Origin of the sequence: Burkholderia territorii (genome assembly GCF_001718335.1) — a bacterium.
GTDB lineage: Bacteria > Pseudomonadota > Gammaproteobacteria > Burkholderiales > Burkholderiaceae > Burkholderia > Burkholderia territorii.
Genome location: NZ_CP013365.1, coordinates 1,553,401 through 1,578,699 on the forward strand (window position 1 = coordinate 1,553,401; position 25,299 = coordinate 1,578,699).

Consider the following 25,299-nt stretch of genomic DNA (forward strand, 5'->3'; position numbering starts at 1 on the left):
ACGGCTCTACGGCGTTGCACTTGCGTGCGTCACCGGCAAACGTGTTGGCCGCCCGACGCGTAGCGCGCGAATCGCGATGCGCCTGCGGGCGGCCCGACAATCGTCGGGTTTGTACCGGGAAGTTTTTGTGACATTCCGCTGAAGATATTCACGAAACCGGGTGCGACCACCGGCCCGATATCGTTTACGCGGGACGACCGGCACTGTCGCCGCGCGGCAAGCACACGGACATCACGAAAACCTGCGGTTTCGCGCGGCCCGTTCCGTCCTAACTAATGAGAAAAACACGTCGACGACGAGGTCCGATCCATGTCATTTGCCACGATGCTCGTACGCTGGCTCGCCGGAAGGCTGTCCGGCACCGCCGCGCCGCCGAACCCGCTGCACGCCGCCGCCGGTCACGCCATGCCGCGCCGCCCGTTGCGCTGGCGCGCACCGTGGCTCGCGTGGCAGCTGCTGTCGTGGTGCGTGCTCACGCTGCTGGCTCCGCCGACCTGGACGATCGGCACGCTGCTGCTGATCAATGCGTCGAGCGATCAGCCGCTGTTCTGGACGCTTGCGATCGCGATCGTGCCGGTCGCGAACGGCTTGGCGATCGTTGCGACGAACCAGCGTCATCACCGCGTGCCGTTCACGCGACGCTCGACGGTCGCGCTGTTCATGTTCTTCGTTGCAATGGCGATCGGCTGCACGTTGTTCGTGCTGCTGCTGTGGCGCTCGCATTCGATCGCCGCGCTGGTCGGCCCGCTCGCGGTCGAAGCCGACGACGCACGCCCTGCGACTGTCGCAGTCTGGGTCGCGGGCCTTGCCGCGATGTTCGGCGTCACGTCATCCGCGCATGCGAGCATCGCGCATGCGTGGCTGGCGTTCGAGGCGTAAATGCGGCCGCGCCCATATAGCGGGGGCACGCGAATGCATCGATACGGAAGGTCCGGCGCGACACGCGCGGCGCGCGCACACGGCATCGCGATCGTGACGGTGTTGCTCGTCGTCGCGCTGGCGGCCACGCTTGCGGCCAGCGTGCTGTGGCGCCAGCAGGTCGCGACGCGCGACGTCGAGAACCAGCGGCTCGCGACACAGACGATGTGGGTCGAGCGCGCCGCGGTCGAATGGGCGCGGGCGACGCTGCGCGCGCAGAATGCGACGTCGAACGTCACGTTCGAGGGCCAGCCCTGGTCGGCGCCGTTCGCCGACGTGCCGCTGTCCGACCTGCTGCCGCCGGATGCGGTCGCGGTCAACGCGGAGCTTGCACGCGCATCGATCTCCGGAAACGTCGAGGATGCGCAAGCGCGCTTCAACCTGATGAACCTCGTGTCGCGCATCGCGCCGGGCAATCCCTGGCAGGCGAACGCGGAAGGCGTGCTCGCCTACCGGCGCCTGCTCGGCGAGCTCGGGCTCGACCCGGCGCTCGCTCAACAGACGGCCGACTACATGCTGCGCTCGCTACGCGAGACCAACGGCCCCGACGGCTGGCCGCTGCAGCTCGTGACCGTCGACGATCTCGCCCGCATTCCCGGCTACGACACGCGCGCGATCGACGCACTCGCGCCATACGTGACGGTGCTGCCCGACCTCACGGTGGTGAACGCGAACACGGCGGCCGAGCCCGTGCTGGTCGCCGCGATTCCGACGCTGTCGAAGAGCCAGGCCAAGCGGCTCGTCGATCGGCGCGGCAGCGCGTATTTCGTCAGCACGGGGGACATCGCCGAGTACCTGCTGCCCGCGCAGGGCGGCAATCCGACGCTGCCGGACGGCTCGGCTGTAGGCGTCAGCAGCGGGTATTTCATCGTGCATTGCCGCGTGCATTCGGCTCGGATCAACGCGCGCGTCGACACGCTCATCGCGCGCTACGGCAGCGGCAACTTCACGTGGACGTCGGTAATCTGGGTGCGGCGGCTGACGAGTTGAAGACTTGTACGCGCGTCGCCTGCGTTCACGTCGATGCAGCGCAGCGCGGATGGACGATCTAGGCCATCGACGACTCGCTCAACCCGACCGCGCGCGTGCCCTGCGACGTCACCGCGCAATCGAACGTCAGCCGCGTGAGGCTCGTCTCGCGCACTTCGCCGAGCAGCCGGTTCCAGTCGTCGATCGACACGAGCAACGCGATCGGCCGGTTGTATTTCGTGACCATCACCAGCGCCTCGGCCGCGTGCCGGAGCGCCTTCGACGGATTGCTGCTGAAGTCGCGCGTCGCCATCGCGATCGTGCGCAGGCTGAACACGTTCGCGGCGGCATCGTCGCCGTCGTCGTGCAGCAGCCGCTCGAGCGTCGCCGCGCGCAACAATGTCTGCGATTTCGCCGACAGCCGGTTGTCGCGGCGCCTGCGCCGCTCGCTGCGCGGATCGACATGCACGGCCAGGAGTCGCACGATCTGCCCGAGGGTGGTTGCGGGCAACCGGTCGTAGCGGCGCCACCAATCGGGCGGCAGCGCGATCATCATCCCGGCGTAGATCGACGCGACGCCATCGGCGATATGCGCAGGAAGACGCTCGGCGTCGCGCACGTCGAGATCGAGCACCGTGCCGACCAGCTGCGTCATCACGCTGAACGCGTTATACGCGAGTGCGGCGATTCCGCATGCGAGCAGCGACGCACGCGCCGGCGCGTCGCCGAACGGCGCGCCTTCCAGCACCGGTTCGAGCGGCAACGGCAATGCGTCGCGCCAGCGGCGGCACGACAGCTGCACGATCCGCACCGCATCGAACTGCTCGGGCGGCAAGTCGGTCAGCAGCGTCACCGTGTCGCCCGGTTCGCCGTCAGCTGCCATGCGGCGCCATTCGATTCGCCGCAACACATCGTGCGCTCCAGCGTCGCCGGTCATGCCAACCGGTTGTTCGTGCACGATCCCGTCGTCGAACATGCCTGCGCGATGCCATTCACCGAGCGGGCGGCACACGCTCGCTCGAGCATACTCGCGCAGGATCAACGCACCGCCGCGACGCGGCCAGCTCGACAGCATCGTATCCGCATCGAAGCGCGCGTCGACGATCCACAGCTCGCCGGGGCGCACGGTTTCAAGCAGTGCCGCAACGAGTGCGCGCGCATGCTGCCGGCCGCGCTCGACGGGCAACAGGTCGACGACCAAGCCGAGATCGGGATCGAAGACCGGCAACACGCGAGTGCCCGCACCGACGGCACCGACGCCCCCTTCGCGCACCGGATCGTCGCAAGCCCGCCCGCAATCGCAAGCCGCCAGCCCTGGCGTGCATGCGCCGCCCGCGCCATCGAGCACGCGCAGCCGCATTCCGCCGAACCCGCGGTCGTCGGCACGCGCCGTCGCGATCGGCAGCAGCAGCTCCGCACTGTCCTTCACGAGCGCACGCCCCCAGCCGGCGCGCAGCCGGCTCATCCCGTCGTGCAGCGCGGCGACGGCGGCCCCGACGCCCGTCGGCGCGAAGCCCGCCGTGTCGGACGGCGCGCGCGCGCGCGCCGCGATCGCCGCGATCGCGTCGACCGCTAGCGCGAACAGCGCCTCGCGGATCGGTTCGTCGTCGGATTCGCCGTCGGTGCCGGCGCCCGTGTCGAGCCAGTCGTCGTGCAGCGCGCACTGCAGCACGAGCCGCGTCATGATCGCCATCGGACTCTGCTCGACGAAGCGTTCCACCACCGCGCGCATCATCGGGACACCCCGTGTCGTTTGCAACGACCGGTCCGCAACCGGCCGTCACCGCGCGAACGCACTTGACGCGCCACCGTCGACGCCGCAGCATCGTGGGCAACCGGGCACGCACGGCCGCATGCCGTCGCGGCGCTCCGTCCGCAATCGATGCACGAGGCCCCGGCATGTACGTAGATCCACGCGTGGCGCATGGCCGCGCCCGGTTCGACCTGAGCCGCTCGCCGCGCCTGCTCGCCGACGAACGCCGCTGGGAGATCAGCGACCTCGTCACGCGCGCCCTCGACGATTTCACCGGCGTGCGCAACCGCCGCAACCTGATGCGGCTGCTTGCGCGCCAGATCGCGCCCAGGCTCGCGCGCCTCGGCCTCGAGCCGTTCGTCGGCGTGCTCGGCCGTGCCGAAGGCCTGTTCGTCAACTTCTCGACGATGAGCGCCGCGCACGGGCTGCGCGAATTCCAGTTGCAGCTGACGGTACCCGACCTCGTGCTGCGCAGCTTCGCATCGAACGCGATTCGGCCGCATGCGGTCGCGCGCTGCATGCAGCGCAACGGCGTGATGACGCTGGCGGACATCGAGCACGAAACCCGCATCGCGTTCGTCACGGCGCGTGTGATGCGCTCGCTCGCGATCGCCGAACACTGGCAGCAGATCGGCGTACCGACACCCCGCGGGCTGTTCGTCGGCACGCTCACGGACGCGAACGACGTCGCGATGAACACGTATTTCCGGCCCGGCGACAACGATCGTCCGTCGCGCTGGAGCGGCTTCGCGGCCCTCTTCGCGACGATGCCGGACTGGCGCCCGGAACAGGTCCGGCACGGCGGCGAGTTGCTGCAATGGATGATCAACCATATCGTGGCCTTGCAAGAATCCGCACCGTTCTACGAACGCTTTCCGTTTCTGCGTGAACCGCTGCGCGACACCGACGACCCGCTCGACGCCGCCTGGCGCGGCGCCCGTGCGGGCCGCGACGGCGACGCGGCATCCTGATCGCCGGCCGTCGCCGCATGCCGGCGGCAATCTGCAGGCCGGCCTCGGCCCCCGGTTCCGCTCCACGGCCCCCTCGCTCTCTCGTATACAAGGTCGAAGCGGGCGCGCGTAACCCGCAGAATTTCTTGCGACACCCGGATGCGCGCGGATGAAAACGATTCCGCCGTGCGCCGCGATGCCCGCGTCGTTCGGCCGCTCAGTGCGTGCGCGGCGGCCCGCCCGGTTCCTGGCGCCCGACCGTCTCCAGCACCGCCCACATCCACATCAGCTCGCGGACGGTGCGCGCATGCTCGTCGCTCTGCGCGCACCAGCGCCGGAACGCGGCGAGTTCGCGCTCCGTCGTATCGCCGGCCCGCAGCCACAACAACCAGCGCACCGCGCCTTCGCGGATCGCGTCGGCGCGCGTGTTCGCGTCGCCGGAATCCGCATCCCGTTGCGATTCGTTCATGTCACGCCACCGCCCGAAGCTCCTTCGACACCCATCCCCCGCACCGCTGCGCGGCCGGGGCGCTTGCCACCCACGCCTCGGATCCGACGACGCTCCACCGGGCCGCCGCGAGCGGCAGCCCGGCGTTTGCCGGCCCTCATTGATCAGGTCGTATCGGAGGGCCGTAACCCGCAGTACGCGGGTAGCCCGCGGCCGCGCGAACGGATCGCCGGCGGGACACGGGAGAAGGAGAAAGTGAAAGAGAGGAAAAAGCCGGTCAGCTCAGCAGCACGATATTGCCGGGCAGCCGCGTGATGTGCGCGCCATACAGGCGGCCGACCATGTCGATCACGTCGTCGAGCCGCGTGATCGGAAACTGCGCCTGCATCCGGTTCGCGCCGAGCGCGGCACGCCGCAGCACGACCCGGCCCGGACGATAGCGGTTGATTTCGTCGATGACATCCGACAGCGGCACGCCGTTGAATACCAGCATCCCGCGCCGCCATGCGCTGATCGCGGCGGGATCGGTTCGCGTCACCGGCTGCACGCCGCGATCGTCGTAGACGACCTGATCGTCCGTCTTCAGCGTGCGCGGGCCGCGCGGATGCGCGAGCGCGACCGTGCCGGACAGACAGGTCACGCACACCTGCGAGCCGGTACGCCGCACGTTGAAGCGCGCAACCGTCGCCTGCATGCGGCCCTTGCCTGCGACCACGGTCACGGGCTGGATCGGCGTCGCGCGGCCGGCCGGCGGCGTCGCCGCGTCGATTTCCGCCTCGCCGGCGACGACTTCGATGCCGTGCGCCGCATCGCTTGCGGGCAGTACGTCGACGCGTGTCTGCGTGTTCATCGCCACCGTCACGCGCGACGACAACGCGACGCTGCGCTGCTCGCCGGTGCCGGTGTGGTAATCGGCGGCCAGATCGCCGAGCGACGGCCACAGCTGCAGCGGCGGACGCACCGCGAGCCACGACGCGCCGGCCGCCACCGCGAATCCGATGAACGCGCGGCGGCCCGTGCGCATCGTGCGCTCGCGCCGTGCCACGTCTGCCCAGGCAGCGGCCGTGCGCTCTTCGTGCGCGAGTTCGGTTGCCGCCGTGCGCAGCGAGCCCCAGGTGTCGCGCAACAGCGCGGCCGCCTGCGGACGGTCGGCGCACCAGCGCGCGAATGCGTCGGCCTCGGCCTGGCTTGCCTCGCCCGAGCGCAGACGCAGCAGCCACGCGCTCGCTTCGTCGAGTGCGTCGTGGGCGGGTTCTGCCTGGGCTTTCGTCATCGTCCGGGTACTCAAAATTTACGCGGCCCGCCTCGCGAGCCCGTGTACGCGTCGCCATCTTCCTGCATGCGCTGCAGACAGTACTTCATCGCCGCGCTCAGCTCGCTTTCGACGAGCCGCAGCGAAATGCCGAACTGCTCGGCGATCTCGCGGTTCAGCAGGCCGTCCACGCGCGCGGCCAGCAGGATCGCGCGGCGCCGCGGCGGCAGCCCGCGCAGCACGTCCTTCAGCGTATCGACCTTGCGGCGCGCCGCGACGATCCGCTCGGGATCGGCCAGTTCGTCGGGCGTCTCGAGCAGCGTCTCGACATCGTCGTCGTGCAGATGACGGCGCTCGCGGCGATGCTGGTCGATCGCGACATTGTTCGCCATCCCGAGTATATAGGCGTCCGCGTTCGTCACCTGCGTGGACACATTCGCGTTCTCGAGGCGCAGCCACGTCTCGTGCAGCGCATCGGCCGCGCCGTCCTTCGACCCCGTCACGCGTTCGAGACGCCTGACCAGATACGCATAGCGCGTCGCCAGCAGCTTCCTGAGCCCGGTGCGGGTGGTGTCGGACATGGCGGGCTAGCCTCGCGACGCCGTCGGCGGACAGCGGAAGTGCACGCCGTTGCCGGCCGGTCGCAACAGGATCGTGACCGGCTGCGGCAGGTCCGCCGGCGGCGCATCGTCCAGCTTCAGCGCGCGCAGCGCGCGCATCACCGCCGCGTCGCGGGCGGCCGAACCGCTCGATGCCACCATGTTGACCGCCACCACCGCCCCCCTGTTGTCGATGCGCACCTGCGCGACGAGTCGATAGCTGCCCGGCACCGCCGCCGGCTGCGCGCACAGCGCATCGATCAGATGCGCCTGCAGCACGCCCGCGAACGTGCGCCGCTCGCCGGAATCGCCGATCCCGTCGATCGGCAGCGCGGCGTCCGCCGGCGTGTCGGCCGTGGCGGGCACCGCGTCGGCGGCCGGCTGCGCGACGATGATCGCTTCGTCCGGCCGCGAGAATTCCGCACGCAACCCCGTTCCTGCCAGCATGCGCTCGAGCGCGTCGCGCGGCACGTAGTCGCCCTGCACGGGCGCGCTCGTGCGCGCGTCGAGCAGCGGCGCCGGCGCCAGCACGATCAGCTCGGTGAGCCGCGCGAAGTCCTGCAAGGCCTTCGAGAGCGGCTGCGCGGGCAGATCGAAATGCACGACGCTGCCCGGCGCGCGGCCGGTGGAACCGGTCTCCTGCGCGTATGCGTCGCGCATGCAGAGCACGACGAATACGAGCCACGCGACGAGCGCCAGGACACCGGTCGGCGCCCGTGAACGAGTCATGAATCCCTGATCGGAAGTGGAGTTGCACGCTGCGTGCCGGAACGCGCACCCCGTGAGCGGTTCGGTCGCAAGCGAACGTCAGATTGTGATCGGGCACTGTGACAGTCAGGTGAAGCATGCAGCGCAACGAATCGATGCACGGCCGAGGCATCGCATCGCTCATGGCCGGCGCACGACGAAGTTGCCGATGCCCGTGCCGACGACCGCCATCCGCACGTCGCCCGACCATAGCGTGATCGTCACCGGCACGTCGATGCTCTCATTGCCGAGGACGACGCGCGACGGTGCGTCGCCGCCGCCGGTGTAGCGCACCGACACGGCCGTCACTTCGGTGCCCCAGCGGCGCGCGCGATACAGGTCGTCGGTCATCGGTGCCCACGCGCCGTTCGCGGTGCGCTGCACGAACCGGTAGCCGCCACCGACCGGCTGCCATGCGATCGGCATCGAGCGTACCTGCGCCTCGTCGCCGGCCGATTCGAGCAGGTTCGCGAGACGCTGCGCTTCCTCGGCGAGATCGGTGCGGCGATTGCGCGACGGCGCGAGCGTGACGACCGCGACCAGCAACCCGACGATCACGAGCACGACCAGCATCTCGAGCAGCGTGAAGCCGCGTTGCGGGCGACGATGCACGTTTTCCCGCACGCGTGCCGCATCCGATGTTCGCGTTTCATCGTGCCCCGTCATCATGCATTCACCCTTGCGTCGAAGAATGGAAAGCGTCTTCCGTCATCCGAACCGATCGATCGTCATGAAACCGCTCGCCCTGCTCCGTACCGTGGCGTCCCGCGCCGGTCTCGTGCCGCTTGCCGCGACGCTCGCCGCCGCGGGCGCGCTCGTTGCCGTGTCGTTGTGGGCCGCGCACGTGCTGACCGTGGCCGATACGCCCGTTGCGGCGCCCGCACCGCCCGTGCCGATCGACGTCACCGCCGGCGCACGACTTTTCGGCGCGAAACCCGACAACGGCCGCGACGCGATCCACCTGCTCGGCGTGCTCGCGTTCGACGCGCGTCGCGCGGCCGCGATCGTCAGCGTCGGCGGCGATGGGTCGCGCGTGGTGTCGCTCGGCGCCGCGATCGGCGAAGCCGCGAAGCTCGCCGAGGTGCGCGCGCGCTCGATCGTCGTCGACCGCAACGGCCTGCAACGCGAAATCGCGCTGCCCGCCACCGAGAAGGCCAACGCGTTCGTGCGCTGACGCGCGCATCACTGCACCATGTTGTTCAGCTCGATGATCGGCATCATCACGGCCAGCACGATCACGAGCACCACGCCGCCCATCGCGAGGATCAGCAGCGGTTCGAGCAGGCTCGTCAGAAACATCGTGCGCCGCTCCAGCTCGCGCGACTCGCCTTCCGATGCACGATCGAGCATCGTCGTCACGTCGCCGGTGGCCTCGCCGGAGCGGATCAGGTGCACGAGTACCGGCGGGAACGTCTTCGTATGGGCCAGCGCGCGGGACAGCGCGGAGCCTTCCCGCACGCGCACGATCGCGTCGTCGACGTTCGCGCGCATCGCGCGGTTCGACAGCGTTTCGCCGGCCGCCTGCAACGCGCGCAGGATCGGCACGCCGGCGGCAGTGAGAATGCCGAGCGTGCTCGCGAAGCGCACCGTGTTGTAGCCGCGCACCAGCTTGCCCGCGAGCGGCGCGCCCAGCAGCCATTGGTCGAAGCGCATGCGCGGCCCGTCGCGCGACAGCACGTTGCCGATCGCATAGCCGATCGCGATCGTCGCCGCGAGCGACGCCCACCACCAGTGACGCACGAAATCCGACAGCGCCATCATCACGACCGTCAGCGTCGGCAACTGCTGCTTCGTGCTGGTGAACACGTTCGCCACCTGCGGCACCACGTAGCTCAGCAGGAACGTGACGATGCCGAATGCGATCAGCGTGACGATGCCCGGGTACGTGAACGCGAGCAGGATCTTCTGCTTCAGCGCGTTGCTCTGCTCGATGTAATCGGCGAGGCGCGACAGCACGACGCCGAGCTTGCCCGTATGCTCGCCGGCCGCGACGAGCGCGCGATAGATGTCGGGGAAATCGCGCGGATGCTGGGTCAGCGCGTTCGCGAACGAATGACCGCCGACGACTTCCGCGCGGATCGACGCCATCAGTTCGCGCACGTATTCGCGTTCCGCCTGTTCGCTCAATACCGACAGCGATTCGTCGAGCGGCAGCCCCGCGACGAGCAGGCTCGCGAGCTGGCGCGTGATGATCGCCTGCTCGCGCTGCGACAGCTTGCGGCCGAGCGACAGGCGCTGATGGCGCTCGCCGTGCAGCCGCTGCGCAGCCAGTTCGACGACGAGCGGCGTGAGTCCTTGCGTACGCAACTGACTGCGGCCTGAGCGCGCGCTGTCGGCTTCGAGCACGCCTTTCAGCGTGCGGCCGGTGGGATCGATCGCTTCGTAGCGGAATGCCGACATGCCGGAGTCTCCTGTCACGTGCGCGACTGCGTCCTTCGATGACTGCGCGCGGCGTGGCGGAGGGAGTCGCCCGGGAAAGACTAAGGATCGAACCGGCGCAAATTTATGACGGATGTTGGGCTACCTTTTCGAGCGGGCTTTATTACTCACGGATATTTCTCACATGACGCAGAAACGATTTCATCGTTTATGGCATTTGCATCCGTTCAAACATTAACCGTTCGATAATTATTTCGTTGATTACCCGATGTGAATACGCGGCCTATTTCAACAAGGCGACAAAAACATCATCCAATGGATAACGTGCGAAATGTTCCGTAGCATCCGCCACGAAACTGACTTGGAGTTGGGCTAGGGCGATTCGACTTGTACGGCCGCCCTGCTCCAGGCGCCGCCCACGGCTCCCGCTGCACTCAAGCACATCCCAATATCCGGGATGCCCGATGAGCATTGAATATCCTCCGAATATCGGATTTACCAATTCCAATAACGCAATGCCTCGGTCGATCGAAATGTTACGCACCATTCGTTATGAAAAATTCACACGCGTCATTCGGAAATCCACCTACATTTACCCGGCGGTCCACACGTATTCCAACCGCAGTAGCAGGGGTTCCCGTTTATCTTCGTCCAAGGAAATTTCTCATGAAATCCAGCAAGCGCAAGATCTGTCAGGTCCTGGCTCTCGTCGTTTCGGGCATGGGCGCATCGCTCGCGATGGCCGCAGGCCCGGTGATTCAAGGTGGCGGTTCGTCGCTCGTCGCGCCGACGATCGGCGCCGCTTCGCCGGCTTCCGGCGAAATCGGCCTGTACGGCACCGCGAACGGCACGTTCACGTACTACTCGGTCGGCTCGGGCGCCGGCCAGAACGCGTTCCTGAACAACCAGCCGACGTACTTCGGCTCGGGTGTCACGGGCACGGTCCACTTCGCGAACAGCGATGCCGCGCTCACGACCGCGCAAGTCACGTCGTATAACGCAAGCACGGTCGGCTCGAACAGCGGCCCGCTGATCCAGATCCCGTACATCGTGACCGCGATCACGGTGCCGGTCGTCAACGGCCCGACCGTGACGAGCACGACCACGCCGCAAACGACGCCGGGTCAGGCACACAGCATCGCGCTGAACGACGACGATCTGTGCGGCATCTTCTCGGGCAAGCTGACGAACTGGAACCAGGTCACCAACCCCGAAACGAAGAGCTTCTATACGGCAAATGCGCCGATCAAGGTCGTCTATCGCGCAGACGGCAGCGGCACGACCGAACTGCTGACCCGCCACCTCGCCGCAGTCTGCACGACCACCAACACGGCTTCGGGTGTCAAGTTCATCGATTCGCTGACCTTCGCGAACACGTCGGCATTCCCGACGGGTGTGCCGTCGAACTTCATCGCGGCATCGGGCAGCGGCGGCGTCCGCAGTTCGCTCACGTCGCTGTCGTCGGCCGGCACGGCCGCTGTCGCGTACCTGAGCCCGGATTACACGAACACGTACATCGCATCGCAAAGCGCGGTCGTGACGTCGTCGGGCGCGCTGCAGCTTCCGCTCGCCAGCCTTTACAACACGAAGGCCAACGCGTACTACGCTCCGACGTACGCGAACGCGACGACGGCAATCGGCACGATCTCGGCACCGTCGACCTCGACCGCTGCAGCAGATCCGACGCAGTGGGTACCGGTTTCCGGCACTGCTTACACCGCCCTGGCCAACCCGTCTGCCGGCTACCCGGTTTCGGGCACGAGCCAGATCATCCTGAGCCAGTGCTATGCGAACGCCACGGTGGCGTCGAACGTTCAGAGCTTCCTGAATAATCACTACACGAACGCCAGCTACGCATCGGTCGTGCACGGCAATGGTTTCGACACCGTCCCGTCGGGCTTCAAGACCGCGATTGTTGCCGATTTCCTGAGCAACAGCAGCGGGTATGGGCTCGATATCAACGACGCGTCGACCTGTGCCGTCGTCACCGGCCGATAGTCAGCAACAAACTCTCTGACTCGCAGCAATACCGCCCACCGGCCTCGAGCAATCGAGGCCGGTTTTTATGCAGCGCCACCATCGCGCGGCCGGTCGCCGACAATCGCAACACTATCCAGAACCTGTTCGATCCGGAAACTTGAAACGAAAATCCCCCGCTTCGCACACAAGAAAGCGAGGGATTTCCATTCGACGCAATCGAATCAGCCGCTTTCAGAACCTGTTCAACTTCCCAAGCTCCTCCTTGCTGAGCAACGTCCGCTGGGTCGGCCCAGCCGCACCGAACCCGAGCAGCGACACCGAATTCGACGAATCGTAGCCGACCTGTGCAGACTTGTGCCGCTTCGCGCCGCCATCCGGGCCGTTATCCCCGAAGCCCTCCACCTGCACGCTGATCGTCCAGCGACGTGGCGCGACACCCGATGCGTTGTTCTTCGCGATATCCTGCGCGACCTGGCTCGCCGCCGATGCCGCCGAGCTCGCGGCCGTCAGCGCGCCGGTGTTCACCGCCTGCACAAGCGGAATGCCGGTTGCCTTGCCCGTCACCTGGATGTTGTCCGCATTCACCACGCGCAACGCGGCAACGTTGAGGTTGCCGGCACGAATGCCGGCGTCGCCCGCATCGACGGTACCGCGCGGCGCGATCAAATTTACCGTGCCTTTCGGCGCGCCCGGTATGCTCTGCAGCGTCGCGATGCCCGCCCCCGTCACTTGACCACGCGAATCGACCGTACAGTAATGGTTGGCATCGCAAACATACTGCGGCGCCGGCGTATCGGCGGACGTCTTTGCGCCCTTGCCCGCGTTGATGTCGCCGTTCGAACTCCAGATCGTCATGTCGCCGCCCTGCTCGGTAAAGATCCGGCTTTGCGCGAGCAGCACGCTTTGATCCGTGAACAGGTCGACATTGCCTTTCTCGAGCGTCAGAATCCCCATCGTGCCCGGGCCTGCTACAACATTGCCGCTGCTGTCCACGATCTGCGGCGGCGCCGTCGTGCTACCCACGAGCGCCTGCCCGCCCGGCCCGAGGATCGTGACATCGCCGCCCTGCTGCGTCTGAATCGTCGTGCTTCGGATGTCGAGATCGCCCGTGCTGACCGACTTGTTCGCGCCGTTTGAACCGCCACCGAGATTGTTCGCGGTATAGCCATAGGACGCGGGGAACAGCGTATTGATTGCCTGATAGCCTCGTGCGTACTGGCCGTGGTACGGGCTCGATGTATCGTTGAAGTCCGCGCCCACTCGCGCCAGCACGCCGAACAGCACCTTTTCCGCAAAGATTTGCTGGACGTAGGACGGCAACGCCTGGAATTGCTTCCATGCTTCATCGGCCGTCAACGAGCCGACCTTCGCCAGTGCGTTGTCCTTGTCCACTTGCAATCCAGTATCGACACCAAGTCCCGCGTCGTACTGCTCCATGAACGCGATCAATGCAGGCGCCGCGCTCGGCACGCCGGCAACCGCACTGCCCGGCGCGACATAAGTCGCGATGAATCCCGGCAGATCGACGCCCGGCCCGACACCGAACAGCACATTGACGTTCGCGCTCTCGTGCGGCAGGTTCGGATTGTTTGCGTTGCCGACTGCGTCGATGCCCGTGAAAACGTGTGCGATGCCGCCGGTATTGGCTTGCTGGTTGTACAACTCGGCCTGGCTCGTCAGCGGGCCGATGTTGCGTCCCGCCTGCACGTCGAACCAGCCTGGGCCGCCGACCGACAACACCGGCACTGCACCACCACCGTTGTGGGGAATCGGCGTGTCGTAAATGTCTCGCCCCGCCACGATACGCGTTGTGTCCGAGCTGCGCAGGTTCTGCCCCCAGAACGCCAGGTTGACGATATCCTGCCCGGCTTGCATGAACGCCGGCTTGTCGATCGACAGCGTGACGAGGTTCCGATAAAAGCCGTCACCATCATCGGACGTATCGACGGTGCCGTTCACGATGCTTCCGTTCAGGCTGTAGATGCGCGCGGGCTGCAAGTCACCATCATGGAGCGCAGTCAGCGCATGTGCAGCGAGCGTCGTATCCGTCAATGCCGGAATCGTGGCTTGCGGATTCGTCGGCGAAGGCATCTGCGACGGATCGGCGTCGGACAGGCCAAATGTATTTGGCAATGCGACACCGGTCGCGTTGGACGATACATTGGAAAGGGACACCGACTGATCCGCAACCAGATTCAACTGGCCGACGGCCGACGGATAGAGAACGCCTCCCGATGGAACATCAATGGCGCCGTTGAACGCGGTCAAATTGATGCTGGCGGGAAGCACGCCGTTCGCGCCGGTCAACATGCCGCCGAGCGTGCCGAGCCGGACATCGCCGGTCGTGGACAAGACGTTGACCGCGGAGGTCTGCCCGTAACCCTGGCTGTCGGCGTACTGGCCGTAACTGAAAAGATTGACGATGCTAGTCGGCAGCCCTGCGCTCTGCGTATAGCTGTTCGAGTAGGACGGGTTCAGCACCGCGCCAATATCCACACCCCGGCGCGCGACAACGTCGAATATCCCGTCCTGAGTCGCGAGTACCGTCGACACTGCGATCGGTGCCGCCCCAGGCGTCCACGACGTCGCGGCAATATCCGACCCGATGCTCCCGCTTGCCGATATGCTCCCCGTTCCCTTGGCGACGAAGTAGTCGCCGCTCAAAATGTCGCCGCCGGCGTGCACCGTCAGATTTCCGCCGCCGACGGTGACAGGTTTATTGTTTCCGTCCAGGTACCACGTGGTCGGCAACGACACGGCCAGATCCGAGATATTGCCGCCGGCACTGATCGACACGTTGCCGCCGACGCTCATCACACCTTGGTCAAACGCGCCGAAATCAATCGAAGACTGGGTCAACGGAGCAACGATGGTTCCACCGTCGTTGGTCGTTCCCGGCGTGATCTGCATCCACTGCCACCAATACTGGCTGATCCTGTTGCCTGCCGCTCCCGTCACGGCGCCCGTCGCGTCGGTCACACTCTGGACACCGTTGATATCGCCCTGCACGTGGAGCGAAATATCGCCGGCCGAATCAGGATTCACGGTCGGTGTGACCAGTATGTCTTGCAGACCTGGCACGCTGCCATGAGCGACCGCTGTGGCAAGACCCAACACAGGATTTCCCTGCGTGGGCGCACCCGCCGTATACACGACGCCCGGTGCAGTCGTATCCGCCAGCGTGAAGTTATTGCCGGCCGCGATATCGATCGACCCGGTGCCGGTTCGGATCGTTGTCGGTTGCAACAACGTCAATCCGTTCGAATCGACGTAAGCGGTGTGCTGGTTCAACGTCACGTTGCCGGCCGGCGCACTGCCGGCGGCGAATGCAGCGACAGGCTGCACGGCAAGCGGATTCGCGCTGGCGGGATCGGCACCGCCGACGATGCGATACGACGAACTCTGGCCACCCAACAGTGCCGCAAAGCTGATCGGCAATGGATTATTTACCGTGGCAATGTTAGCGGGCAGATTACCGGACAACACCCCAATATTCACCCCGGAAAATGGAATCGACAACGGTGCCGTGGGCGCAAAGAAGAAACTGTAAACTCCCTGTGGTTGCAAGAGAGGAGAAGGCATGGTCGTCGTATGAGCTACCCGATCAAGGTAGCCGTTATATATGCTTATATAGGCGCTGTAGTCTTCCGCATGTGTCGATGCAATTGGCGGCGTCGGCGTTCCAAATTTTGGAATAACCGTCACACCATTTTTGACGAATCCAACGATAGAAAGTTTGGTATAGCCAGCCAACCACCCAGAAAAAGGAAGAGGCGTCAGATATGCATCAAGATATTGCTGATACGACGAATAGTCCGAAACAACCGGCGCAGACTTATTTAACGGACTATAAGGCAAGACATGAGACGTGTAGGTTCCACTCGCCCAATCTCCGTAATACGTCCCCCACGAATTCGCATACTCAATATAGTTGGAATAATACTGAGCCGCCTGATTCGTCAACGGCGCACTCAACGAGACGTTGGGGTCATACAGCGGATCGTTTTGATCGCCGGCGGATGAGGCCAGCGGCCGACTCGTCCCGTTGTAGAACTGCACGGTTACCGATGCAGGATCATCAAGCGACATCAGGTTGTTATACAACGCCAGCGCGCCCGCATACGTCCCCGTAGCCGTCGCACTCCCCGCCGCCCCCAGAATCGTCGCGACCTGATTCTGGAAAAACCCGTCGGTAATACTCGCTTGCGCATCGAAATTGTTCGTCGCCCTGAACGTCAGCATCGGCGCGACCGTGCCGTTGTACCGATACGAAGGCACGATCGTCCCGCTGTTGTTCGGCAGCCCCGCGCCGAGATTCCAGTTCGACAGGATCGAGATATTGCCGCCGTTGATCGCCGTGCTCGGGTTGTCGAATTCGACACCGGGCGCGACGCGGAAATTCGCGATGTTCGCCGTCGATCCCTGCAGCGTCGGCCCGTTTGCGCCGAGGCCGCTCTGGATGAATCCCATCAGCGTGCCTGGCGTCATCGACAGCGTGCCGTCGCTCGCCTTGACGATCTGGCCGCCGTAGAACGTCTGGTGATCGGCGTTCGCCGTGGTCGGCACGAAGTACGCGCTGTCCATGCCCGGGAAGCCGATCGACGGGATCCCCGTGTACAACGAAGCAAGATCGCTCTGACTGCCGGTCAGCGTCACCTGCGCGCCGGTCGCGTTGTTCGTCAGCGTGCCGCCGCCGTCGCCGTTCGCATCCGGCGCGAACGTGAAGGTCGGCGGATTGGTGCCTTGCGCGGTGAACGTGCCGGCCAGCAAATGCCCGTTGCCGTCGTACCAGCCGGCCGGATCGACGATGCCGTCGAAATGCTGCCCGCCCGGCGACGCGTCGGTCGTGCTCCACACCGCATACGCTTCGAGCGTCGTCGCGCGCGAACCGACGATGCCCTTGCCGCTGTTGAATTCAGTCGGGAACTGGACGTCGACGCTGCCGTCCGCGAGCAGCGGCGCGCGGAAATTCACCGTGCCGCCCGACAATCCGCCTGCCGTGCCGCCCGATACGTCGATCAGCGCATTCGCGCCGACCCGGATCGCGCCCGAACGCGACGGATCGATGTTCTCGTAGCCGTAGGTCGCGTTGTACGGATTCGCGACGGTCGGATCGAACACCGCGCTCGTGCCGATGTTGACCTTGCCGCCGCGCTGCGTCGGATCGGAGCCGCGCGCGAGCAGCGTGCCCTCCACGTCGACGCCGCTGCGGCCGTACAGGTCGATCTCGCCGCCCGCCTTGCCCGACGCATCGATCGTCCCCAGCACGTTCACGTTGCCATTTGCCGTATCCCGCGCATTGCCCGCGCCGCCGTCGGCGGTCAGCGATACCGAGCGCGCAGTCAGCGCATTGCCGGCCGACAGCGTCAGGTTGCCCGACTTCGTATGCACCGAAATCGACTGGTTGACGCCGCTCGATGCGAGCGTCTTCGCGAGCGAATCCAGATCGGCCGCGCCGGCCGTGTCGAGCGACAGCGAACCGCCCGCGTAGCCGTTCGCCGCACCGCCCTTGATCGTGCCGTTCAGATTCACGACCTGCTTCGGCGCGGACAGCGTCAGGCTGCCTGCCGCGCCGCCACCGTTCGCGCCCGAGAAGTCGAGCGTCGTGCCCGCTTGCACATCGACGGTCCCCGCATCGGCGGTCAGCGTGATCGAGCCGGCCGGCGCGTACTGCGTCACATCGAAGAACTGCTTCGACACGCCCGCCGAGCTGACCGTCGAGCCGCTGCCGATCGTCAGGTTGCCTGCCGTCGCGTCGAGGCTCACGTTGCCGGCCGGTGCGGCGATCGTCGCGCCGTTGTCGGCCAGCGTGCCGCCGACGAATTTCCACGCGCCGCCGACCGCCGTTTTCGTCAATGCGGTGCCCGCCGCGCCGTTCAGCGTCAGCGCGCCGGTCGTCTTCACGGTCGATGCGGAACTCGTATCGGCGAGATACACTGGCGCACTCAGCGTCACCGGCAGCGAGCCGAAATCGAACGTCCCCGTGCCCTGCCCGACGATGCCGCCGCTCGCGGTCAGGTTCGCCGACGAGAAGCCGTTCAGCGTCTTCGTGCCCGTGCCGAGGTCAATCTCTTTCGCGTTGACCGTCAACGTGCCGTTGCCCGACGCGGACGCGCCGCTGGGCGCGCCCGTCTCGTTCGTGAACGCGATCTGCTGACCGTTCAGCGTCACGTGGCCGCCGTCGCTCGCAAACGTGCCCGCGCTCAGATCGACGCGCTTGCCGAACGTCGCGGTCACGTCGCCGACGAAGCCGATCGCACCGTAGCTGCGCAGCGTGACGAGATCCGCATTCGCGAACTGCGCGAGGCCGGCAGGATCGATCACGAAGCCCGGCAGGTTCGCCGCGGCGGCGCCGCTCGCATTGGTGAACGTGATCGCCGAACCGTCGGCCGTGATCGCCTTCGCGGACAGCACCGCGCTCGGGTCGACCTTCAGGTCCCCGGACGAATCGAGCATCAGCGCCTGCCCGCCCGTGAGCGTCGCTCCGGCGCCAACCGTCAGCAACCCGGCACCCGTGCCGCCCGTGCGCGTGAGCGGCGCCATCGCGCCGTTCGACACGCGCAGCAGCGCACCGTCGCCGGCGATCGCGATCGGCTGATCTTTCGCCGCCGGATAATCGCCCGCCGCCGCGATCGACGCGCCTGCGTCCACGCGCAGGCCGTTCGCCGCGTTCGGATCGGTGCCCGTTGCATCGGTCTTCGTCACGAGCAGGATCTCGGGGCCCTTCAGCGACGTGTTCGCGTCGTTCGACACCACCACGCTGTTCGCGATCGGCGTGATCGTCACGCCCTTCGTCGTCGCCGCGCGCGTGCCGCCGATCAGCAGGCTGCCCGCGTTCAGCGAATCGAGCGCATCGCCGCCGATCTGCAGATAGCCGGGCAGTGCCGCGCTACCGTTGCCGGTGATCTGGATGTCCTGCGACGCGACGTCGACTTCGGCCGGCGCGCCGCCCGCACCCGCCGCCGCGTTCAGCGTCGCGCCCAGCGTGAGCGCCTTGGTCGCGGCCAGCACGAGCTGACCGCCGTCCACCGGCAGCGGCGGCGTCACATTGCCCTGCTTCGCGGCCTGCGCGGTGAAGAAGTCGTTCGCGCCCTTCAGCGTGTATTGCGAGTATTGCTGCCACACCTTGCCCGACTGCACGTTGAAGAGCGTCGGCGTCGCGCTGCGGCCGCCCGTCACCGCATCGGCGAAGTAGCCGGCCGTCATCACGGTGCCGTCCGGCAGCACCTGCGATGCGCCCGGCACGACGTTGCCGCCCGTGCTCGACACCGTCACGCGATACGCGCCCGGCAGCGTCGCGTATTTGCCCGGCAGTAGCGTGTAGTAGCCGGCCGCGAGGCCGGGCACGCCGGACAGGTAGACGGCCTTGCCGATCGCGTCGTTCATCCCGGCCTGGCCGACGCCGAGCGTCGCGGTCGTGGTGGTTGCCGTGCCGTTGCCCGCGACGGCCGGCTGCACCGTCTGTGCGAACGACGGGTCGTAAGCGGCGACCGGCGATTGCTTGCCCGGCACGATCGCGTAGACGCTGCCGGCCCCCGCATTGACCGGCACCGCCGTCGCACCCTTGCCGTTCGCGTAGCTCACGTTGTATTGCGACAGCACGTCGCGCGTGCCGCCCGTGCCCGGCACCCATTCGGCCGCCTGCAGGTCGCCGCCGCCGGACAGGTCGATCGTCGCGCCCGGGTTCAGCGCGACGCGCGTGCCGTTCACGCCAATGTATTTCGCCGGCGGCGCATTGAGGTTGGAAGCCGTCGCGCCCGCGAGCGGATTGAACTGCCATTGGACGCCGTCGACCGTCGTGCCGTAAGGAATGATCGATCCGCCGTTCGAAACCGACGTGACGCTGCCGTTCGCGAACGTCACCGAATCCGTCGCGACGAGCGGCAGGTTGCCGAACTGCTTCTGCGTCGCGCTGTTCGCCGGATCGCCGACGCCGAACACGAGCGCGCCGGACGGCGCACGCACGTTGCCGCCCTGCACGATGTTCGTCGCATCGACGAGCAGCGTGCCGCCGGCCGACAGCGGCGTGCCGGACGACCCGGTCGAACCGAACGTGACGGAGGTCGGAGCGAGTGTGCCCGTCACCGGATCGGCGGGGCCGACCGCGTCGATGATGAACGTGTTGCCGGTGGCAGCGTACAAGCTGGCCGCGTTGAACGTGACGTTGCCGGGCGTATACAGCACGCCCGGCGACAGCACATTGCTCGTCGGCGACACACTCGTCGAACTCAGGCGGATATCGCCTCGACTGTTCAGGTTTGCCTGACCGAAGTTGTTGAGCTGGAACTGATTGCGCAGATCGAGGAACGACGCATTCACGTTCAGCGTCGCGTCCGAGCGCGTCGCGACCGGCGCGAACGCGGGCGTCGACGACGTTGCCACCGGTCCCGCCAGCGCGACATACGGTGCGTTGATCGTCACCTTCGTGCCGAGCGGATGGGCCGGCGGCTGCGACAGAAGGATGTCGAGCGCGGAAGGGCCGCCGCTCGGCTGGGCGGGGGTCGACAGGAGCGTCGCCAACTGGTCCATGCCGATCGCGGCGATGCGTCCGGTATTCAGCGTTACCGACTCGGGCAGCGCGAGGTTCACGTTACCGGCGAATGCGATCGTCGGTACCGGCGCCGGAATCGGGGATGGCGTGCTGTCGCCGAGCACGAGATTCGCGATCCCCGAACCATTCAGGCGATCGGCGGAGAACTGGATCACGCCGGTCGGCTGACCGCTCGGCAACCCGGTGGCCGGATCCACCGGCGTCGGGAAATCCTCGCCCGGCGCAAGGCCGGCGGGCACGAGCGCACCGCTCTGCCGGACGACGAGCGCGGTCGCGCCGGACGCATTGCCGTTCTGATGCGGCAGAACCGTCAGCGTGCCGCCGCGCGCCTGCGATGCACCGCCATGGCCGCTGAGCGTCCCGTCCGCGAAAAGCCCGTACGCGGCCGACAGCGTGATCGAACCGGCGTCGCTCCATACCGGGTGCGATGCATACGTGCCGTTCGCCTGCAATTGATCGAAGTTCGCCGATGCGCCCGATACGTCGATCTTCGAGCCGGCTTGCGCGACCACGTAGCCCGTATCGCTCGACAGCGTCACCGAACCGCCCGGCAGCACCTTGCCGGTATTCGGCATGACCGTCGTTGCGCCAATCTTCACCGGTGCGGCAAGCGGGTTGGCGAGCGCGACGCCCGATACGTCGAGCGTCGCGTCGGCCCCGAGCCATACCGAGCGGCTGTTGCTCGGCGTGAACACATTGAATTGCCCCGGCTGGGCGGTCGTGGCTCCGGTATCCGCACTCAGCACGATCGACCCGCCCGGCGCGACCACCGAGCCGAGCACGGTCACCTGTTTCGGCGACGCGAGCACGATACTCGCACCGGCGTCCGCATCGATCGACGCACCGGCCGAAAGCGTGACCGCGCCGGTCACGCCCGGATACGACGGAATCACGCCGTTACTCGCCGCCGTCAGCCACGATACGGCGTTACCGCCGGTCAGCTCGAGCCCTGCGGGTTGCCGGTGATATGCGTCAAGCTGACCAACCGTCGTCAGACTGCCGGCAGACAGGTTCGCACCCGAGCTCGTCCGCTGAAGTGCCAACACGTCGGGAAGCAGGTTCTTCTGCGTGAGCGCAACCGTTGCGCCCGGCGCGATGGTCGAATCGTAGTACGCGTTCAACACGTATTTGCCGAAGCCCTGCTGCGAGAAGAAGCCTTCAGGCAGATACACATCCCACGGTGCCGCCGCCGCGCGATCTCCGCCGATCCGGAAGCCGAGCGCATTCAGCGTCAGCGTGCCGCCGCCGGAGAAGCCTTCGCTCAGGATCGTGCCACCCATGGCAATCGTGCCGGCGGTCGGCTGAGTGCCGGGCAGGTTCGCACCACCGTCGGTCGTATGACCGAATTGCGCACCGCCCGCAGGTACCGCATAGGTCTGCAACGCCACGTTGCCCCCGCGCCCTGCCGGCACGCCGTTCTGCATCAGCAACTGGCCGTTCGCGAGCATTTCGCCGCCGCTCGATACATCGAGCACGCTTCCCGGTTGCAGCAGGATCGAACCGGTCGCGTCCACGGCGTTGCCGTCGACGAACGTCGATCCCTGCGTCGCCGACAGCGAAATGCTGCCGCCGTTGATGAACTGGCTGTTGCCGGGCGCCGTGCCCGGCGCGGCCTGCACGTCGTTGTTCACCCACTGGCCGGCCGCGCTCAGCGCGCCCTGCGGCCCGACGACGACATTGCCGCCGCTCGTGATCGAAATCGAACCCGACGGTGCGGACAACCGCCCCGCGACATTCACGTCGGCGCCGACGGCCGGGCTGTTCAGCGAGATCGCACCGCCCGGCTGAAGGTTCAGCTGCGTGCCCTGCGCGACCACGATGCCCTTGCCCGCATTCTTGTCCTCGGTCACGTTCAGCTTCGCGAAGCCGCCGTTGTTCAGCGTCGCGACCGGCACGACCCGCGTCGTCGGCAGATTGTTCGGATCGTTGGCGGCAAGCGTCGCCGAAGCGTTCTTGTCCAGCGGCGTATCGATCGAGAAGCCCGGCATCAACGCGCCTAGCTGCGGTGCGTCGTCCTGCAGAATCGTCAGTCCCGAGATCGCGCTGATCGGAAGCAGCGGATTGGCGGCGGCATTCCAGGCCATCCCGGCCAGCGTGCCGCCGGCCAGCTTCGGGTCCGCGCCCAGGTTGAACGTGCCGCCCGACGGCAGGCTGTTGCCCTGCATCTGCTTCGCGCCGCCGAACGCCTGCGCACTGATGTCGCCATCGAGCACCAGCGCCTGCGACGCGAACAGGTCGAGCGTGCCCGCATTGCCGCCGACGATGTAATCGGACTGGTAGGTGCCGCCCGTTTGCAGCGGGTTGTACCAGGACTTCGTCACGTTCCAGCGCGGATGGCTCTCGACGAACTGGCCGGCGATGCCGACATAGTTGTCGTACGGGCTCGCCTGCCCGATCGGCACGATCGCGCCGTTGGCATCGACGAGCCGTGTCGTGTTGACCATCCCGCCGTTGTAATGCACGTATCCGCCGTTCAGGTTCATCGACGAACCGGCCGCGGTCATCACCTCGTTGCCCGACAGCGTGATCGTGCCGCCGTTGGTCAGCAACTGGTCGACGGTGCGCGGGATCAGGTTCACGTAGCCCGACAGGTTCAGGATCGGGCTGCCGACCCACTGCACGCCGTCGCTGCGCGTGCCCGTCAGCGTGCTGTCGACGACGACGCCCTTCAGCCCGAACAGGAAACTGTTGCGCAGCAGCGGCGAATCGGCCAGTTCGTTCTGGCCGATCCGGTCGATCGTCACGAGCGTCTGCGAGATCGGCGCCTGGACATCCGCGAGCCCCGACACGTCGATCGTCGCGCCGTCATCCACGTAGATCCGGCCCGGCACCGCGGTCTGGCCGGGTGCCTGGTTCGTCACCACCGACGGCACGTAGGCCGTCACCGACACGTTCGAGCCAAGCGCCTCGATCAGCGAGCCGCCCTGGAACCAGACGGAGCCGGCCGTCATCGTGATGCCGCCCGGCGTGAAGGTCGTACCGGGCGTGGAGGTCGCGGTCTGGCCGTTGTTGTCGGGCAGCACCGTCGTGACCGATCCCGGGCCGAAGCTCAGCAGGCCGGCGCGATTGACGTTGTCGCCTCCGCCGCCGTTGCCCGTGACCGGCGTCGAGCCGGTATACGGATTGCCCAGCGGATTGTTCGACGCATACTCGTCGGCCGTCGAAATCGTGATCGTGCCCGGCGTGTTCACGCTCGTCGTGACACCCACCACGCCGTTCTGCGCGACGCGGCTGCCGAGCAGGTTCACGTTGCCGCGCGCAGCCTGCACGATGCCGGTATTGGTCAAGGTGCCGGCCGGCGTGACGTCGATCGTTTTGCCGGTCTGCAGATCCGTGGTCACGATCTGCCCGCTCAACTCGGGCAACAGCACCTGCGGATTGCCCGTCGCCCCGTTTCCGTTGGGTCGCAGGCTCACGCCCACGCCCGCCGCAAGCACCACCTGCCCCGCCGTGGCCGAAATGCTGCCCGCGTTCGTCACGTTCGGCGCCGCGACCAGCACGAATCCGCCGTCGCTCGCCGTGCCGTTCGTGTGCGTCGTGATCGAGGCACCCTGCTCGATCGTGACGTCGCCCGGCGCCTGGTACGAACCGGTCAGCAGCGCCGGGCTCCCTAGCCCGAGCACCTCGTTCGGGCGCCCCACCGCGCCCGCCACGCCGCCCGAACTCCCCGACTCCGGATAAGCCAGCCCGCCCGTCGTCCCCGCCGGCAGGCTCAGGAACTGCTGATTGCTCGCGACGATACCCGCGGCCGTCGGCACGAGCTGGTTCTTCATGTCGAGCAGGTTCAGCGACGACGCGATCAGCGAATGCACGTTGACCTGCGACCCCGCGCCGAACAGCACGCCGTTGCGGTTGATCACGTACACCGCGCCCTGCGCGGTGACGTTGCCGAGTATCTGGCTCGGCCGCCCGCTCGGATCGTTGATGCGGTTCAGCACGGCCCAGTTGTTCGCGCCGTTCGTCTGCGTGCCGGCCGACTGATCGAAGTTCAGCGTCGTCTGCCGGCCGACGTTCATCGTCTGCCACGTGAGCACCGCGTTCTGGCCGGTCTGCTTGACGTCGACGTTCACGCGGCCGCTGTTGTCGACCGTCTGCTGCGGCGCATTCGCGTTGACCCACAGCAGCGGATTGCCCGTGTCGGTATTCTGGCTGACGAGGTTACCGTTGCCGTCCTTCGCGAAGGCGATGCCCGGCGCCACCTCCAGCCCGCCCGGCGCGAGCCCGTTCGGCACGGTCGAAGGCAGCTTCGCCGCCGCCGCGGCCGCGTTCTGCTGCGCGGCGATCTGCGCGGCGATCGCATGGGCGGCGTAGCCGAGGTTGCGGATCGACGGTTGGCTCGCCTGCGCCGCCTGCTGTGGCGACACGCCGAGATTCGGCATGCCCGGCACACCGGCACCGCCCGCGCCACCGCCGGACGCGCGCGCGGTGGCCGCGCCGAGGTTCATGATGCCGGCCGCATGCGCATGCGCGGACGCTGCCGCGAGCAACATCAGCGCGACGGCACGCACCAGCGGCCGCAGTTCCGATGTCAGGACGGAGCGCGACCCCGTCGCGTCAGGTTGTCGTGCGATGCGTGCGCGTGCTGCCATTCTTCACCCCGAATCCTTTGAAATGGCGCTCGGCGACGACCGCGCCGCAAGCGACGCCGATCCGTTGCCGCGCCTGATCGTTGCGCGTGGGCCGACACCCGGCCACCGGAATCTCGAGAACATACGAAGGCCCGATGGCAGCGGCGTGGCGGGTGTTACGGACC

The 25,299-nt window shown here is 66.9% G+C and carries 13 protein-coding genes; 5 read left to right on the forward strand and 8 right to left on the reverse strand.

Translation table 11 applies throughout. From position 1 onward, the window contains the following. The first annotated feature begins 309 nt into the window (after nucleotides 1-309). On the forward strand, nucleotides 310-879 hold the full coding sequence (locus WS51_RS06885; RefSeq protein ID WP_069228844.1) for a hypothetical protein: 570 nt from the start codon (nucleotides 310-312) through the stop codon (nucleotides 877-879). Nucleotides 880-912: 33 nt separating this feature from the next. Then, complete coding sequence (gspK, locus tag WS51_RS06890; protein WP_069228845.1) at nucleotides 913-1,908, forward strand: type II secretion system minor pseudopilin GspK; 996 nt, start codon at nucleotides 913-915, stop codon at nucleotides 1,906-1,908. A gap of 58 nt (nucleotides 1,909-1,966) precedes the next feature. Here gspK and WS51_RS06895 read toward each other — a convergent pair whose 3' ends face one another. Further along, nucleotides 1,967-3,646: a type II toxin-antitoxin system Phd/YefM family antitoxin gene (locus tag WS51_RS06895; RefSeq protein WP_236872343.1), complete on the reverse strand. Its 1,680-nt coding sequence runs from the start codon at nucleotides 3,644-3,646 to the stop codon at nucleotides 1,967-1,969. A 140-nt stretch (nucleotides 3,647-3,786) separates the two neighbouring features. On the opposite strand from WS51_RS06895, the gene WS51_RS06900 reads away from it, so the two are divergent. Beyond that, on the forward strand, nucleotides 3,787-4,611 hold the full coding sequence (locus tag WS51_RS06900) for a hypothetical protein (RefSeq protein WP_059507669.1): 825 nt from the start codon (nucleotides 3,787-3,789) through the stop codon (nucleotides 4,609-4,611). 196 nt (nucleotides 4,612-4,807) lie between these two features. On the opposite strand, the gene WS51_RS06905 is transcribed toward WS51_RS06900, so the two are convergent. The 5 genes from WS51_RS06905 to gspH all read right to left on the reverse strand — a co-directional run bounded on the left by WS51_RS06905 (nucleotide 4,808) and on the right by gspH (nucleotide 8,260). Further along, nucleotides 4,808-5,059, reverse strand: coding sequence for a FecR/PupR family sigma factor regulator (locus WS51_RS06905; protein ID WP_059507670.1), 252 nt, complete (start codon nucleotides 5,057-5,059; stop codon nucleotides 4,808-4,810). A 256-nt stretch (nucleotides 5,060-5,315) separates the two neighbouring features. Beyond that, complete coding sequence (locus WS51_RS06910) at nucleotides 5,316-6,311, reverse strand: FecR family protein (protein ID WP_069228847.1); 996 nt, start codon at nucleotides 6,309-6,311, stop codon at nucleotides 5,316-5,318. A gap of 11 nt (nucleotides 6,312-6,322) precedes the next feature. After that, nucleotides 6,323-6,871: an RNA polymerase sigma factor gene (locus tag WS51_RS06915; protein ID WP_059451052.1), complete on the reverse strand. Its 549-nt coding sequence runs from the start codon at nucleotides 6,869-6,871 to the stop codon at nucleotides 6,323-6,325. 6 nt (nucleotides 6,872-6,877) lie between these two features. Beyond that, a complete protein-coding gene (locus WS51_RS06920) occupies nucleotides 6,878-7,618 on the reverse strand; it encodes a TonB C-terminal domain-containing protein (protein ID WP_069228848.1) in 741 nt (246 codons plus the stop codon). Between the two features lie 159 nt (nucleotides 7,619-7,777). Next, the gene (gspH, locus tag WS51_RS06925; RefSeq protein ID WP_059507757.1) at nucleotides 7,778-8,260 is read right to left on the reverse strand and encodes a type II secretion system minor pseudopilin GspH; all 483 of its coding nucleotides are present in this window, start codon (nucleotides 8,258-8,260) and stop codon (nucleotides 7,778-7,780) included. A 106-nt stretch (nucleotides 8,261-8,366) separates the two neighbouring features. On the opposite strand from gspH, the gene WS51_RS06930 reads away from it, so the two are divergent. Next, a complete protein-coding gene (locus WS51_RS06930; RefSeq protein WP_081333550.1) occupies nucleotides 8,367-8,810 on the forward strand; it encodes a type II secretion system protein N in 444 nt (147 codons plus the stop codon). Between the two features lie 8 nt (nucleotides 8,811-8,818). Here WS51_RS06930 and gspF read toward each other — a convergent pair whose 3' ends face one another. Further along, complete coding sequence (gene gspF, locus WS51_RS06935) at nucleotides 8,819-10,036, reverse strand: type II secretion system inner membrane protein GspF (protein WP_059943259.1); 1,218 nt, start codon at nucleotides 10,034-10,036, stop codon at nucleotides 8,819-8,821. Between the two features lie 645 nt (nucleotides 10,037-10,681). Here gspF and WS51_RS06940 point away from each other — a divergent pair. Further along, nucleotides 10,682-12,013, forward strand: coding sequence for a substrate-binding domain-containing protein (locus WS51_RS06940; RefSeq protein ID WP_059868243.1), 1,332 nt, complete (start codon nucleotides 10,682-10,684; stop codon nucleotides 12,011-12,013). Nucleotides 12,014-12,226: 213 nt separating this feature from the next. Here WS51_RS06940 and WS51_RS06945 read toward each other — a convergent pair whose 3' ends face one another. Continuing rightward, complete coding sequence (locus tag WS51_RS06945; RefSeq protein ID WP_069229152.1) at nucleotides 12,227-25,036, reverse strand: filamentous haemagglutinin family protein; 12,810 nt, start codon at nucleotides 25,034-25,036, stop codon at nucleotides 12,227-12,229. Nucleotides 25,037-25,299: the final 263 nt, after the last annotated feature.